Annotated in this window: 16 protein-coding genes; 13 read left to right on the forward strand and 3 right to left on the reverse strand. The window is 43.6% G+C overall.

Going from position 1 to position 14,489, the window contains the following annotated elements:
* Position 1 precedes the first annotated feature (1 nt).
* Together CPG39_RS07595 and CPG39_RS07600 are read right to left on the reverse strand one after the other, a co-directional pair.
* Positions 2-1,744 carry a nitrite/sulfite reductase gene (locus CPG39_RS07595; protein WP_096292747.1) on the reverse strand — a complete coding sequence of 581 codons (1,743 nt, stop codon included), beginning with the start codon at positions 1,742-1,744 and terminating at the stop codon, positions 2-4.
* 52 nt (positions 1,745-1,796) lie between these two features.
* On the reverse strand, positions 1,797-2,015 hold the full coding sequence (locus CPG39_RS07600; RefSeq protein ID WP_013646643.1) for a hypothetical protein: 219 nt from the start codon (positions 2,013-2,015) through the stop codon (positions 1,797-1,799).
* Positions 2,016-2,448: 433 nt separating this feature from the next.
* Between CPG39_RS07600 and cysB the strand changes: the two genes are divergently transcribed.
* Positions 2,449-3,381, forward strand: coding sequence for an HTH-type transcriptional regulator CysB (cysB, locus tag CPG39_RS07605; protein WP_096292748.1), 933 nt, complete (start codon positions 2,449-2,451; stop codon positions 3,379-3,381).
* A 49-nt stretch (positions 3,382-3,430) separates the two neighbouring features.
* Here the strand turns inward: cysB and CPG39_RS14500 are convergent, their stop codons facing one another.
* On the reverse strand, positions 3,431-3,568 hold the full coding sequence (locus CPG39_RS14500; RefSeq protein ID WP_172424092.1) for a hypothetical protein: 138 nt from the start codon (positions 3,566-3,568) through the stop codon (positions 3,431-3,433).
* 390 nt (positions 3,569-3,958) lie between these two features.
* On the opposite strand from CPG39_RS14500, the gene CPG39_RS07615 reads away from it, so the two are divergent.
* The 12 genes from CPG39_RS07615 to CPG39_RS07670 all read left to right on the forward strand — a co-directional run bounded on the left by CPG39_RS07615 (position 3,959) and on the right by CPG39_RS07670 (position 14,426).
* Positions 3,959-4,141: a Flp family type IVb pilin gene (locus tag CPG39_RS07615; RefSeq protein WP_096292750.1), complete on the forward strand. Its 183-nt coding sequence runs from the start codon at positions 3,959-3,961 to the stop codon at positions 4,139-4,141.
* Positions 4,142-4,249: 108 nt separating this feature from the next.
* A complete protein-coding gene (locus CPG39_RS07620) occupies positions 4,250-4,792 on the forward strand; it encodes an A24 family peptidase (protein ID WP_172424093.1) in 543 nt (180 codons plus the stop codon).
* A gap of 72 nt (positions 4,793-4,864) precedes the next feature.
* Positions 4,865-5,485, forward strand: coding sequence for a methyltransferase family protein (locus CPG39_RS07625; protein ID WP_096292752.1), 621 nt, complete (start codon positions 4,865-4,867; stop codon positions 5,483-5,485).
* Positions 5,486-5,723: 238 nt separating this feature from the next.
* Entirely contained in the window at positions 5,724-6,545 is an 822-nt protein-coding gene (gene cpaB, locus CPG39_RS07630; RefSeq protein ID WP_096292753.1) for a Flp pilus assembly protein CpaB, read from the forward strand.
* On the forward strand, positions 6,542-8,224 hold the full coding sequence (locus CPG39_RS07635) for a type II and III secretion system protein family protein (protein ID WP_096292754.1): 1,683 nt from the start codon (positions 6,542-6,544) through the stop codon (positions 8,222-8,224). Before cpaB ends, CPG39_RS07635 begins: the two co-directional genes overlap by 4 nt.
* A 100-nt stretch (positions 8,225-8,324) precedes the next feature.
* Positions 8,325-8,549, forward strand: coding sequence for a hypothetical protein (locus CPG39_RS07640; RefSeq protein ID WP_145956221.1), 225 nt, complete (start codon positions 8,325-8,327; stop codon positions 8,547-8,549).
* Positions 8,550-8,607: 58 nt separating this feature from the next.
* Complete coding sequence (locus tag CPG39_RS07645; RefSeq protein ID WP_096292756.1) at positions 8,608-9,882, forward strand: pilus assembly protein TadG-related protein; 1,275 nt, start codon at positions 8,608-8,610, stop codon at positions 9,880-9,882.
* Positions 9,883-9,907: 25 nt separating this feature from the next.
* The gene (locus CPG39_RS07650; RefSeq protein WP_096292757.1) at positions 9,908-10,378 is read left to right on the forward strand and encodes a TadE/TadG family type IV pilus assembly protein; all 471 of its coding nucleotides are present in this window, start codon (positions 9,908-9,910) and stop codon (positions 10,376-10,378) included.
* The gene (locus tag CPG39_RS07655) at positions 10,375-10,812 is read left to right on the forward strand and encodes a TadE/TadG family type IV pilus assembly protein (RefSeq protein ID WP_096292758.1); all 438 of its coding nucleotides are present in this window, start codon (positions 10,375-10,377) and stop codon (positions 10,810-10,812) included. Before CPG39_RS07650 ends, CPG39_RS07655 begins: the two co-directional genes overlap by 4 nt.
* Before the next feature lie 29 nt (positions 10,813-10,841).
* Entirely contained in the window at positions 10,842-12,038 is a 1,197-nt protein-coding gene (locus CPG39_RS07660) for an AAA family ATPase (protein WP_096292759.1), read from the forward strand.
* Positions 12,039-12,062: 24 nt separating this feature from the next.
* Positions 12,063-13,433, forward strand: a complete 1,371-nt coding sequence (locus CPG39_RS07665) for a CpaF family protein (protein WP_096292760.1) — start codon at positions 12,063-12,065, stop codon at positions 13,431-13,433.
* Between the two features lie 18 nt (positions 13,434-13,451).
* The gene (locus CPG39_RS07670; RefSeq protein WP_096292761.1) at positions 13,452-14,426 is read left to right on the forward strand and encodes a type II secretion system F family protein; all 975 of its coding nucleotides are present in this window, start codon (positions 13,452-13,454) and stop codon (positions 14,424-14,426) included.
* Positions 14,427-14,489 lie beyond the last annotated feature (63 nt).

Consider the following 14,489-nt stretch of genomic DNA (forward strand, 5'->3'; position numbering starts at 1 on the left):
ATCAGAACCTGGGGGAATAATAAGGAACCTCGTACTGCGCAGGCTCCACGATGTGTTTGTCCGCAACCTTTTCTTCCTGAGCCATAAAGCCAGTAGCGTATACATGCTCTTTGAATGGCGCATGACCAATACGACGTACCGTTTCAATGAAACGCTCGGTTTCCATACGCTCACGCAGATACACATGAATCAAGCGTTCAATAACTTCAGGCACCTGATTGAAAGTAAATGACGGACCAATAATTTTACTAATCGAACTGTCGTTGCCTTCCGCACCACCGATCGAAACTTGATACCATTCGTCGTGATCTTTCTTCTCCACACCAGTGATACCAATATTGCCAATATGATGTTGCCCACAAGCATTCACGCAACCCGAGATGTTCAACGTAATCTCACCGATATCATGCTGATAATCCAAATCTTCAAAACATTCGGCAATCACCTTTGCCAGCGGAATCGAACGAGCATTAGCCAAGGTGCAAAATTCCGCCCCGGGGCAACTAATAATATCGGTTAACATGCCAATATTAGGTGTAGTCAATTCATGTTCGGTCGCCTCTTGCCATAAACTAATCAAGTCTTTCTGCCTGACGTCGGCCAATACCAGATTTTGCTTATGCGTGATGCGCAATTCACCAAAGCTGTATCGATCCGCCAAATCCGCGACTGCTTCCATTTGTTCAGCCGTAGCATCGCCGGGGGCGTTACCCGGTTTTTTCAGCGACAGAACAACGATCGCATAACCCGGAACACGATGAGGTCTAACGTTACGCGACAACCAGTTCGAGAATGAGCGGCTATCCGCCTTGAACTCATTTAATTTCGAATCATGATCTGGTAATGTTTCATAAGACGGATCAGAAAAGAAAGAAGCAACACGATCGACTTCCTCAATAGTTAATGTACCCGGACCATCTCTCAGACCAGCCCAATCCGCCTCCACCCGACGCTTAAATTCATCTATCCCAAGTGCTTTCACCAGTATTTTGATGCGCGCTTTAAATTTGTTATCGCGTCGACCATATTCGTTATACACACGCAAAACAGATTCGACATACGTCAAGATATGCTGCCATGGCACAAAATCACATATTTCACTGCCAATGATCGGCGTCCGTCCCAATCCACCGCCGACTAATACCCGAAAGCCGATTTCACCTTGCGCATTCTTTATCACTGCCAACCCGATGTCATGCGCATAAATAGCAGCACGATCTTCTTTTCCACCACTGATGGCAATTTTAAATTTTCGCGGAAGATATGCAAATTCCGGATGAAAAGTACTCCACTGGCGCAAAATCTCCGCATAAGGACGTGGATCAACCACTTCATCCTGTGCCACACCGGCAAATTCATCCGAGGTAATGTTCCGCACACAATTCCCGGAAGTTTGAATAGCATGCATTTCAACCGATGCCAGATCCGCCAGGATATCCGGGGTATCCTCCAGTTTAAGCCAATTAAATTGAATATTCTGACGCGTGGTGAAATGACCATAACCACGATCGTACTTTCGTGCAATATGAGCAAACATGCGCATCTGCTTAGAAGAGATCAGACCATACGGTACTGCGATACGCAGCATATAAGCATGGATCTGCATATACAAACCATTTTGTAGCCGCAGTGGAAGAAACTCCTCCTCACTCAACTCCCCTGAGAGGCGTCGACGCACCTGATCACGGTACTGCATGACGCGCTCATTCACTATTTGCTGATCATATTCATCATAGCGATACATATTTAATTTCCTCGCTCATTTGTTCAAGATGCTTCCAAGAGGCATTCAGGATCTATGTATAGTGTTTAGACACCGGCAGCAACAAGGCTGCATCCAAAGGGAATTTAGCACCATACTTCATGATATGGTCCACATCATCATCTTCATCATGCCTTAACGCCACGCCAATATAGGCATGCTCACCATTTTCACCCACTACTATACCAATCCGCCCGCCACAACCATTAAACCAACTCACTTGTTTAGGCTTATTCTCTACATTCGTACTCATCAATCAATCCTTGTTTCATTAATGGAAATTGCCAAAACCTGTCAAAAATAAGCAACCCGCCATTCCGGATGCCTATTACTGCTATTCAGTTAAGAACAATTTCACCCACCACCAATTATTTGAATTTTTTCAACCCTGATCGAATCGATCAGTGATCACTCAGCATTCCAGCATCGTTGATACATGCAACCAACACAGACAGAATGGCCAATTCGTTATTCTACCAAAAACTAACGATAATAACCTTTCGCGTGCCAATAACAACCAACTGAGCAGTGTGAAAAAAATTGATCAGAGAACCCGACAGAATAGATTTAGTAACTGCCTTTCAATTTACTTTTTTGGTTATTTATTATGATAACAATACATTTTTATAAATCAAAATAATATTATATTAGATGTATATAACAATTTATTATTACCAGGTACGCTTATGAAACTTCAACAACTTCGCTATTTGTGTGAAACCGCTCGTCAAGACATGAATCTATCCAAAGCAGCCAAGAATCTGCACACTTCTCAACCGGCCATCAGCAAACAGATCCAGATGCTTGAAAACGAATTAGGCGTCGATATTTTTTTGCGCAATGGTAAACGTATTGTGCAGATAACCCCACCTGGGCAGCTGATCATAAAAACGGCTACCAGAATGCTCCGCGATGCCGATAATCTAAAAAAAATCGCGCAGGAATTTACCAATGAAGCAGGTGGAACTCTAACAATCGCAACCACACATACACAGGCTCGCTACGCTCTACCGGCTGTAATCAAGCGCTTTACCGCGCGATATCCGAAAGTTAAGCTTATCCTACGTCAAGGCAGTCCGATGCAAATTTCAACTTTAGTAACTTCCGGCGAAGCGGATGTCGCAATTGCCACAGAAGCCATTGAACACTTTCAAGAACTAGTCATGCTGCCATGCTATGAATGGAATCGATGCGTTATTGTACTCCCCAAGCATCCACTCTTGAAGATAAAAAAACTTACATTGGAAGCGATCAATCAATATCCCATCATTACTTATGACTTCGCTTTCACCGGTCGCTCAAAAATTAATCAAGCTTTTGCAAACTGTGGATTGGAGCCTAATGTGGTATTGACAGCAATCGACTCAGACATAATCAAAACTTACGTAGAATTGGGATTAGGCGTCGGCATATTGGCTAATATGGCTTTTGATGCCAAACGTGACAAGAATCTAAGGTCGATTGATGCCAGCCACTTGTTTGAATCCAGCACAACGCGTATCGGCATAAGCCGCCATAGTTATTTACGTGGTTATATTTTCGATTTTATCGAAATGTTTGCTCCGCATCTAAATTATGCAAGTATTCAAGCCAGATTAGAAAACAGTAAAGAAACATAACGATTCAGAAAATTCAAATTTTGACTCGCTATCAGTGCTTACTGTCATTTTATAGATCATCCTTAGTCTTAGGGAAACGCTGATTAATTGGCTGCACGAACGAATCACTTCGTTGCGCGGTATTCACGCCTTCACCTATCTTGTTGATAAGTCTCAATTGCTGCGTTCCGAGCGTCTCGTGCTTCATCTCGTTCGCCGAGTTAATCAGCGTTTCCTTAGTAATAAAGAACATTCACGATGTTTATGATATGCGCTACGCTCTTTTATCACGATTAGAAATCTTCATTCGATACAGCATGCCTTTTATCGTCAGGCGCGAATTACTCTCGTTAAAAATAGTACAAACAAACTACTAGGAACACGTATTAGCATACTAATAAAAAAGGGTTAATTTCCTATGGATAGGTAAGATTAGCTCGCCAAAAATACACGTATCGGTAATTAAAAAATGAGCAACTACCGTTTGATAAAAGCAAGCTCAAATATATACTAAAGATTCAACGAAATTTGCCGAAGCCAATGAAGTCTATCTCAACAAAATAGGCGATTATTAACTTTAATCACGAAGGAAAGAATCATGGAAAAATTGGTACAAGCGGTGCAAAATTTTTGGTATGACGAAGCAGGTGCTACAGCAGTTGAATATGGTTTGATGGTTGGACTAATTGCTGTAGCTATTATTGCTACAGTGCAAGCTCTTGGTGGAAGCTTGAACGCTGCATTCGCAGCGATAACAGCTGCAATACAAGCTGCACTGTAATATTTTACCTGTAACCCAAAACAGAAATAGTGCTTTCTGATTAAAAGGCCATCTATCAACGGTGGCCTTTTTATAATATATCGATTAAAAACACCGATTATGCATCTTGTGACAATAAGTGTCTTGGTATTGTTATTAATAACAGCATGCTGGCAAGATTATTGCGGCTACCATATTCGGAATGCACTTGTTTTATCCGGCACATTACTGGGCTTTTTATTGAATTTTTTCTTAACTTTAGAAGTTGGGATTGCTGATTCATTAATCGGCTGCGTTATAGGATTACTCTTGTTGTTGCCATTTTACATGTCTCGCATGATGGGTGCTGGCGATGTCAAGCTAATGGCCATGGTCGGGGCATTTGTAGGGTCCAATGATATCGTTAGCGTGTTTCTTAGCACCTTAATCGTTGGCGGTCTGCTTGCTCTCGTTGTTTCATGGCGACAAGGATTTTTACGTAGATTGATGGATAATTTCATCTTCATGTTCTTGTCGGCATTGTCAGTCAATAAGTTCAAATCTTTAAATAATAATTTATCAGTATCCGAAGAAACCCCAAACTCTACCGGAAAACTGCCTTACGGCATAGCAATAGCAGTGGGAACCATAACTTCCTTGGCGATTAATCACTCAACGTTAATGATTGATTAACAGAAAAGCTGAAGAAATAGCAATAGGACCATTGATTAGCTTCACAAATAATCTCTTTATAGGATACTACCCATGAGTACACTCCCTATCATTCTGCGATCCAGTCGATTCAATTTGTATAGTGGTGCACTACTGGCAACATTCTTTGGTATTTTTGCTTATGCGCATTTCATAATGTTTCTGGATACAGGTAAATTGTCATTGCTGCTAGTTATTATTTCTGAAGCATTAACAACAGTTTTTTTTATTTTTCGCAGCAACCCAAAAACTGTTTCAATCATTCCATCTGATTGGCTGGTTGCGATTATTGGTTCCTTTGCCCCACTTTTTCTACGCCCCTCAGATTATGGGGTTTTACCGCAAGCGGAAATCCTCATTGCACTAGGTACTCTCCTGCAGATCGCTGGCCTTATTTCGCTCAATCGCAGTTTCGCCATTGTGGCCGCTAAACGTGAAATCAAAACCGGATGGATGTACCGTATGATTCGCCATCCCCTCTATGCCAGCTATTTCTTGATATTTGGCGGTTATGTTTTAGTTCATACCACTACTATGAATCTGATTCTTTACTTAGTAACGATAAGTTTTCTTTGTTTGCGTATTTTCAGGGAAGAAAGACACCTGTCTCTTGATCCGGCATATTGCCACTATATGTCGAAGGTACGGTACCGGATTATTCCGTATATCTTCTAAAATAAATCTCACCAATAAAAACCTGCCAAACGAAATTAGCCGTAAATTACCGTTCTCTTCCTGAAATAGTCCCACCGAAATACTCACTACAATCAAGCTGTCAAATGTAGATGGTTTGATTGTAAGTGGAAATCAAAATATTCCATAAAGTTTAACCACCCTATTCCGTAGCTTTAAGAAGACTAAAGCTACTAATAATGTACTGAACTAATGACTAAAAGATTTTAGGAATGCAAATATGAAAAATACCCGAGCGCTTTTGATGATTCTGGTTTCACTGCTACTTGGATTGGTGGCTGTAGCGGTTGCAGGCAAATGGATCAATGAGAAGACACGTGTTGATGCATCAACAGTATTTGTCGCGATGCGCGATATTGATGCCGGCACACGACTGGCTCACGATATGCTGAAGAAAACTGATTGGCCAAGTGGCAGTATCCCCATCGGTGCATTTCAAGAAATTGAACTGCTGGAAAACCGTGTACTTAAAACGCATCTGGTGGCCGGAGAACCCGTTCTGGAATCCAAATTAGCACCAATTGGTACCTCAGGCGGCCTATCGGGGGTGATTGCAGAAGGCAAACGAGCTATTACTGTGCGAGTGAATGATGTCATTGGGGTAGCCGGTTTCGCATTACCTGGTAACTTGGTGGATATTCTGGTCAGCGCCAAGGATGAAAACCAGAAACCATTCTCGAAACTAGTATTGGAACAGATTCTAGTACTTGCCATCGCACAAGATGTCGGTCGTGATGATACCAAACCTAAGGTAGTCACCGCTGTGACTTTAGAGGTATCTCCCGAGCAAGCCGAGACCCTGGATCTTGCCCGAAGTATCGGCACACTTTCTTTGGCACTGCGCAATCAGGTCGATGGCCATTCTACCGATACACAAGGAAGACGCATTTCTGATCTACTCAAGCAACCCGTGCCAATTACAACTGTATCAACAGAGCAGAAAATTGTTTATCGCTCCAGAGGGTCGCAGTATGAATCTATAGCGATTATTCGTGGAACAAATAAAACCGAAACTAAAACGACTGAAGGAAAAGGAAAATGAAGCGACTGCTCATCGACAACTTTATGATATTGATCGTCAAGTATTTTTTCCATTTTATTCTACCTGTTGGTTTGATTTTTTTGATGGTGTTGCAGTCGCATGCAAACGCTCAAGCACCTGGATCCATTAAATCTATTCCCTCACATGCGGAACAAACAATAATATCCGATCGATCTTTAACACAAACTGGTGCCGCTAAAATTGACGTCACACTGGGTAAATCAACCTTACTAAAACTACCCACTACTATCAAACGGATATCAGTGGGTAGTCCAAATGTTGCTGATGTCATGTTAATCAATCCCCAAGAAATATATATTTTGGGAAAAATCGTTGGTATGACCAATATTACGTTATGGACAAAAGATGGTAGATCAACTGTTATTGATGTCAATGTTCTCATGGATGTGACGGCATTAAGTCTACAAATACAGGCCATTATGCCAGAAGAGAAAAGCATTAGAATTATTGCAGCAGGTGATTCACTCATTGTGTCGGGTATGGTTTCAAATACCTTGAAGGCTGATCGGATTATCGCATTGGCTGAAGCTTTCGTGCGCACTTCAGTACTGAGCATGATGATGAGCTTTCAAGGAGATCAATCCACTACGGAAAGTCAAGCATCAGGTAGTGGCGGTAGTGGACCGGGTGGAATGATGGCCGTGCAGTTATTGAAGGAAGCGGGGCAACATAAAGATAAGACTCTAGGGGCAGGTTCCGGTCTTGGTAGATTTCCGGTTATCAATTTACTGGGAGTCCGTGATAACCAGCAAGTCATGTTGGAAGTGAAGATTGCTGAGGTTAACCGTACAGAAGCTGAGAAACTAGGTTTTGATTTTCAAGGCGCTTTGAGAAAATCAGGAAGTGCATGGACTCAGATCATGGGTGGATTAATCGGCGGCAGTCCGGCTAGCTTACTGCTTGGGAAAAATCCTGTTTCTACAGGTTTGCCATTCGCTTCCAGTGAAGGCGGTTCTTTCCTAATTGACGCTGAGAAAAAAGACAACGTCATAAAAATCCTTGCTGAGCCCAATATTGTTGCGATTAGTGGGCAGGAAGCCAGCTTTCTGGTGGGGGGCGAAATTATGATTCCCGTTACCTCAGGCGTAGGTGGTGCTGTCAGATTACAATCCAAGCAGTTTGGTGTCGGATTGATTTTTCAGCCCACAGTTCTGGAAGAAGGTCGTATCAATTTAAGAGTCAACCCGGAAGTCTCGGAGTTGGTATCGTTTCAGCAGGTAGCCTCCACTGGTTTGGGAGCGATTGTGGCAGTGCCGACTTTTAAAACACGGCGTATTTCAACGACTGTTCAATTGCGCGACGGCCAATCCTTGGCGATCGGTGGATTATTGCAGGATAACTTCAGAGAGCAGATCAGACGCTTCCCAATGCTAGGAGAAGTGCCGGTGCTGGGTGCCCTATTTAGTAGTAGTGATTACCTGATGGATAAAACCGAGTTGATGATTATCGTGACACCCCGTTTGGTACAGCCGCTGCAGCCTGATCATGGCACACCGACCGATGCATTTATACGTCCAGGACGCGGAGAGTTCCTCATACAGGGAAGACTGGAACGGGAAACTGATCCATCAGACAACAGGGATGCATCACAGTATATGATTGAGCAACCTAAAGGTCAATCAGGCATAGCTGAGCCAAGTGGATTTCAAATGAAATAAGGATAAGATTATTATGAATAAATTTTCTACTAAAGTAACTTTATGCTTGTCAATACTAATGCTGATATTAACTGCTTGTGTCACCCATCCCCCGAAACGGATGGATACGAGATTTGGTAATGCTTTAGGTATGGCAAAGGCGCAACAAACCGTGAATCCAGATGCGTCGCTAAACACTGTGCCAGTTAGAGGAGTTGATGGCCAAGCCGGCGATGCCATGTACGATAATTATCGGGATTCGTTTATCAGTCCTAAAGCACCCGCCCGGGGTGCGTTAGATGTAGGAACTTCTGGCGGTAGCAGTAGAGGTGGCGCAATGCAGTAAAGACTCGCCTGCTTTCTATCAGCATTGAGATTGGCAACCATCATCAGAGGGATTGGTTATGCGCAGTATAAATACTCCTAACTTGGGAAAAAGACGGCAAAATCTGAACATCAGAAAACAACAGGGTGTCGTCGCTATTATGATGGTGCTATCTTTGGCAGCGTTGATTGGCTTTGTCGGACTTGCTCTGGATTTGGGTAAACTTTTTGTGACCAAATCAGAATTACAGAACAGTGCAGATGCTTGTGCATTGGCGGCCGCGCGGGAATTGACAGGCGCGAGTACAAACCAATTGACGCTTGCCGAAGCAGCCGGTATAGCAGCAGGAATCAGCAACAATGTTCAATTTCAGAATAATCCAGTTACTGTCAATGCCGATGACGTTACTTTCAGTGATACGCTCAACGGTGCTTATTTGACCAAAGATGCTGTAGCAAATGCATTGACTATGCGCTTTGCGCGGTGCACTGTCCAGCGTACAGGTATTGTCAATTGGTTTATGCAGGTGCTGGGTGCCGGGGATCAACAGGTCAATGCGACGGCTGTAGCCAGCCTTGTTCCCGGTCAGACAACTTGTGCGGTTCCTGCCGGGGTTTGTCAAGCGGATGTAGCAGCAGCGGCACCCGGCACTTGGTTACAAGGTGTACTTGGACCCAAAGGGGATCTAACGGGTGGATTCAAATGGATCGATTACTCTCCACCTGGTGGGGGGGCATCTGAACTAAGCGATTTATTGACAGGAACAGGAGCCTGCAATCTGCCAGCAGTTGGAAGTATTGTGGGGCAAGGCGGTGTGATTTCTTCCTTGTCAAAAGCCTGGAATAGCCGTTTTGGTATTTATCGTAATCCCGTTGAGGATAGCCCTGGACAGCCAGGATTTGCTGTGCCCGACAAAACAGGTTTTGCTTATACGGAAGTAACATGGCCAAGCAAATTCAATGCTTTTAGTGATTTTGCAACACATAGAGGAAGTCCTCCTGCTGCCTATCAAGGCGATGGCGTTACTGGTTTAAAAGCTCAAGTTGGTGGAGCTATAACTGTGGATCGAACATTTCTCCAGCAGCATGGAGCGGATCGCAGATTGGCTACTGTGGCCGTAGTTGATTGTGACGTGCTGGATGCCGGTGGACCCACTGCACCCGTATTGTCCTGGGCATGTATATTGATGTTGCATCCTATTAATTCTAACTCGGGTGGCAGTGGTACTGGAGCAGACCGAATGTATGTTGAATATCTAGGACAATCGAATGATCCACTGAGTCCTTGTGCATCATCGGGCACGGTCGGTGGACCAGGCAGTGTGGGACCATTGGTGCCGGCTTTAGTGCAGTGAATTTACAAATGCAATGACTACCCTTATGAATAAAAGAAATATTCAATTAAACCCAAAAACCATGCGTGGTTCCGTAGCGGTCGAGCTCGCATTATTGCTGATTCCATTGATTATACTGGTGTTTGGTGTAGCGGAGTTTGGCCGTGCAATATATCAATACAATACCTTGGTTAAAACAGTCCGCGATGCTGCCCGTTTACTATCCCAACATAGCCCAACTGATACTGTAAATTATCCAGAATCAGAAGCTCGATGCTTGGTTGTACATGGTTCAGCGGACTGCTCGGGGTCGGCACTTCTGCCTGGATTAACTATAGGTATGGTGGGAATTGCATCATCCACGACGGCCACTGGCGCAGGTAACAGCATCAATCTGGTAACAGTCACCGTGACAGGTTACACTTTTAACTTTGTTTTCAATCCATTAGTATTTTTTGGTAACAGCATGACCACTTTGCAATTTGATCCGATTCAAACGACCATGAGGCAGTTATGAGACGAATTCATTTAACAGCTAATCAATTTTCACAACAGGGTACTGCGGCTGTAGAGTTTGCCATCATTGCCGTAATACTCTTCACATTATTATTGGGCATCATGGAATTTGGCCGCGTACTATTCATGATGAATACGACGACAGAAGCAACTCGTTTGGGCGCTCGTTTGGCAGTAGTTTGTGATCAGAATGATACCGTCATCACCACGAAAATGGTCAATTTAGCAGGCTTCTTAAACCCTAGTAATATTAATGTTGCCTATAGTCCGGGTGGCTGTGATCCAACTTCATGCCGCTATGTAACAGTTAGTGTGATTGGATTAACTGTACAGTCGTTTGTTCCGTTAATACCTATCAATTTTCAGATGCCTGGTTTCTCGACAACTTTGCCACGCGAAAGTATGTCAAGTCTTAACAATCCAGTCTGCACTTAAAAATTATTGAAAATTAGAGGAAAATAAAAGTGATTATTGCTGCCATCTCACAGAAACAACAAATTCTGGAAAGTATTCGTCAATTTTTGTCTGAATTTGATATATCACATCCATCCTTCCAAGGGTCGGATCAGGAAAATCCGCATAAGATATTAACTATCAATGGTGGTATACAGCAAGTAACCGCAGTTGCTGAACAAGAACATCCTGACTTGTTGTTATTGGAAAGTTCAGACGCTATGGAGAGTGAACTACAGGTACTGGGAAATGTAACCGCGCGATTCCCGAACTTGAGCGTCATCTTGTTATGTTCGATCCAGTCTCCTGAACGATTGTTGGAAGTCATGCGTGTAGGCGTTCGAGAGGCGCTTCCAACACCACTGACTCGTGAGTCATTACTAGGTGCAATCCATCGTTTTCAGCACAGAATCAAACAGGCAAGCATGCCTGTTAGAAGCGGTAAAATTTTAGCGTTTATTCCCTGTAAAGGAGGAAGTGGCGCTACATTTTTAGCCACTAATCTGGCTTATACATTGGCAGCACAGAACAATCAGCGAGTCGCCTTAATTGACTTTAATCTTCAGTTGGGAGATGCTTCACTTTTCCTGAGCGATAGCAAATCTCCCGCATCAATTGCTGATGTCACTCGACAAATTCATAGGCTGGACGGATCATTCCTGGCTTCCAGCATGATTCAGATTTTACCTAATTTGGGTATTTTAGCAGCACCGGATGAACCGGAGAAAGCAACGGAAATAAAACCCGAACATGTAAATCCCCTGCTTCAGGTTGCGATCAAGAATTATGATTTTGTCATTCTTGATATCGGTCGACGTATGGATGCCGTATCAATCCAAGCACTCGACAAAGCCGAGATGATTTTCCCAGTGTTGCAGCAGACTTTACCATTTATTCGCGATGCTAAGCGCCTGATCGATGCATTCCACTCCTTAGGTTACCACAAGGAAAAGTTGCGGCTTATTGTCAATCGTTATGACAAAAAAAGCGAGATTACGCTGGATGATATTCAGAATACACTTAAAAATCAGGTTTTCAAATCGATTCCCAACAACTTTTCCGTAGTCGATGAATCGGTGAATCATGGTGTGCCAGTCTTCAAACTGGCTCAGCGCAGTCCAATCTCTAAAGCTATTGAAGAGATCAGTAATGAACTGAGTCTGAATGCTGAACAACAAGAACGCTGGTTTAAAAGACTATTCTCTTAACATTATATTTATGGGTTATTAATCATGTCTATACGAGATCGCTTACAACGCTGGGGAGAGAATAATACAACCGCGCCTGAACAGGTATTGATTATGGAAGATAGCATTACGCAGCTCGAGAAAAGTTCGTATCATGAGCTTAAATCCAAGATACATCAAAAACTACTCGACCGCGTTGATTTATCTGTGATGGAGAGGTTACCTTCAGATCGTTTGATGAACGAGATCAAGGATCTAGTAGAACAATTACTGAATGAAGAGAAAATACCAATTAATCTGACAGAAAGAGGCTGTTTGGTCTCCGATATTCAACATGAAATTCTTGGTTTGGGGCCATTAGAGCCTTTACTGGCTGATCCAACAATTTCCGATATTCTGGTTAATACTTATAATCAGGTTTATGTCGAGCGCCGCGGCAGACTGGAGTTAACAGATGCTCACTTTGCCGATAACCGTCATTTGATGAGAATTATAGACCGCATCGTATCCAGAATTGGGCGCCGCGTCGATGAATCCAGTCCGATGGTTGATGCCCGTTTATCCGACGGTTCCCGTGTCAATGCCATTATTCCGCCATTGGCTTTGGACGGGCCGTTATTATCTATCCGGCGCTTTCCGGCAGCTCCTCTTAAGATGGATGATCTGGTTCGCTATAAATCACTGACACCGTCAATGGCCGAAGTAATCGCAGGGCTTGTTAAAAGTAAGTGCAATATTCTCATTTCCGGTGGAACTGGTAGTGGCAAAACGACGTTGCTTAATATTATGTCCGGCTTTATTCCAGCATCTGAGAGGGTTGTGACTATCGAAGATGCGGCGGAACTGCAGCTACAGCAACCCCATGTTGTGCGGCTTGAAACACGCCCTCCAAATGTTGAAGGTAAGGGTGAAGTAGCACAACGCGCATTAGTCCGCAATAGCCTGCGCATGCGGCCGGATCGAGTCATAATCGGTGAAGTGCGCGGCCCTGAAGCCATGGATATGTTGCAAGCCATGAATACAGGTCACGAAGGCTCCATGGCCACAGTGCACGCGAATACACCCAGAGATGCATTGAGTCGGATTGAAAACATGGTCAGCATGGCTGAAATGAATCTTCCTGCTAAAGCTGTACGACAGCAGATCAGCTCTGCAATCTGGGTCGTTGTTCAAGTTTCCCGTATGACAGATGGAAAACGCAAGCTAATCAGCATTCAGGAAATTACCGGTATGGAAGGCGACATTATTACCATGCAGGAGATTTTTACTTATAGCCAGACAGGTGTAGATGAAAATGGAGTTATCCAGGGACACTTTCATGCGACCGGTATTCGACCCAAATTTGCTGAACGCTTGAAGGTATTCGGCATTCCTCTACGAGACGAATTGTTTGATCCGGGTAAAATCATTAAATAACGAGGTTGTTTGCAGAAAATGGACTATTCTTATTATTTGTTTATAGCCTTGGTATTTGTGGCGATTGTGCTATTTCTGGAAGGACTGTACTTAACATGGAATGCCTATAAAGGGCCAGAAGCAGTTCGTATCGAGAAACGGCTACAAACTATCTCTGCGGGTTGGCAGGACGCTACTGAGCGAAACCTGATTAAACAGCGGCTATTAAGTGACTCTCCAACCTTAGAGCGCCTGTTGTTACAAATCCCGCGAATTCATAGTCTAGACCGGCTATTGATTCAATCAGGCATGGAGCTTAGCGTAACAGGCTTTCTGGGCTATACCTGCATGACCGTACTGGGTGGCATGGCCATAGCGTTACTGTTGAATTTGCATTTCTTAATACTATTGCTGTGCGCCATAGTAGCCGGGTTATTTCCTGTTTTATTGGTACTGAGTGCACGACATAAACGTTTGCTAAAAATTGAAGAACAATTGCCGGATGCCATGGATTTAATGGCGCGTGCACTGAAGGCTGGCCATGCCTTCTCCGGGGCGCTGCAAATGGTTTCCAGTGAAGGCGCGGAACCCATTGCAGGTGAATTCAGTACAACATTTGAAGAAGTCAATTATGGTATTTCGATGCAGGAAGCACTCATGAATCTCAGTATGCGTGTACCCAGTACTGACCTGCGCTATCTTGTCATTGCAGTGCTTATTCAACGTGAAAGCGGTGGCAATTTGGCAGAGTTACTTGAAAGTATCAGCAGCCTGATCCGGGCACGTTTGAAATTGTTAGGAACCATTCGAGTTTTATCAGCAGAAGGGCGATTATCTGCATGGATCCTAGGCTGCTTACCATTCGCTTTGGCATTATTAATCCACTTAGCTAATCCAGAATATTTGAATTTATTGTTTACAGATCCAGTAGGGCATCAGCTTCTCGGTGGTTCCTTAACGATGATGGTAATTGGAATTTTTGCCATGTGGCGTATTATCAAAATTCGAGTATGAGAATAAAAGCCTGATTAAATAAACTCAGTTCGAACTTACTGTACATTTGTATGTAATTTGGAG

It is taken from the genome of Nitrosomonas ureae, assembly GCF_900206265.1.
In the GTDB taxonomy this organism is placed as follows: domain Bacteria; phylum Pseudomonadota; class Gammaproteobacteria; order Burkholderiales; family Nitrosomonadaceae; genus Nitrosomonas; species Nitrosomonas ureae_C.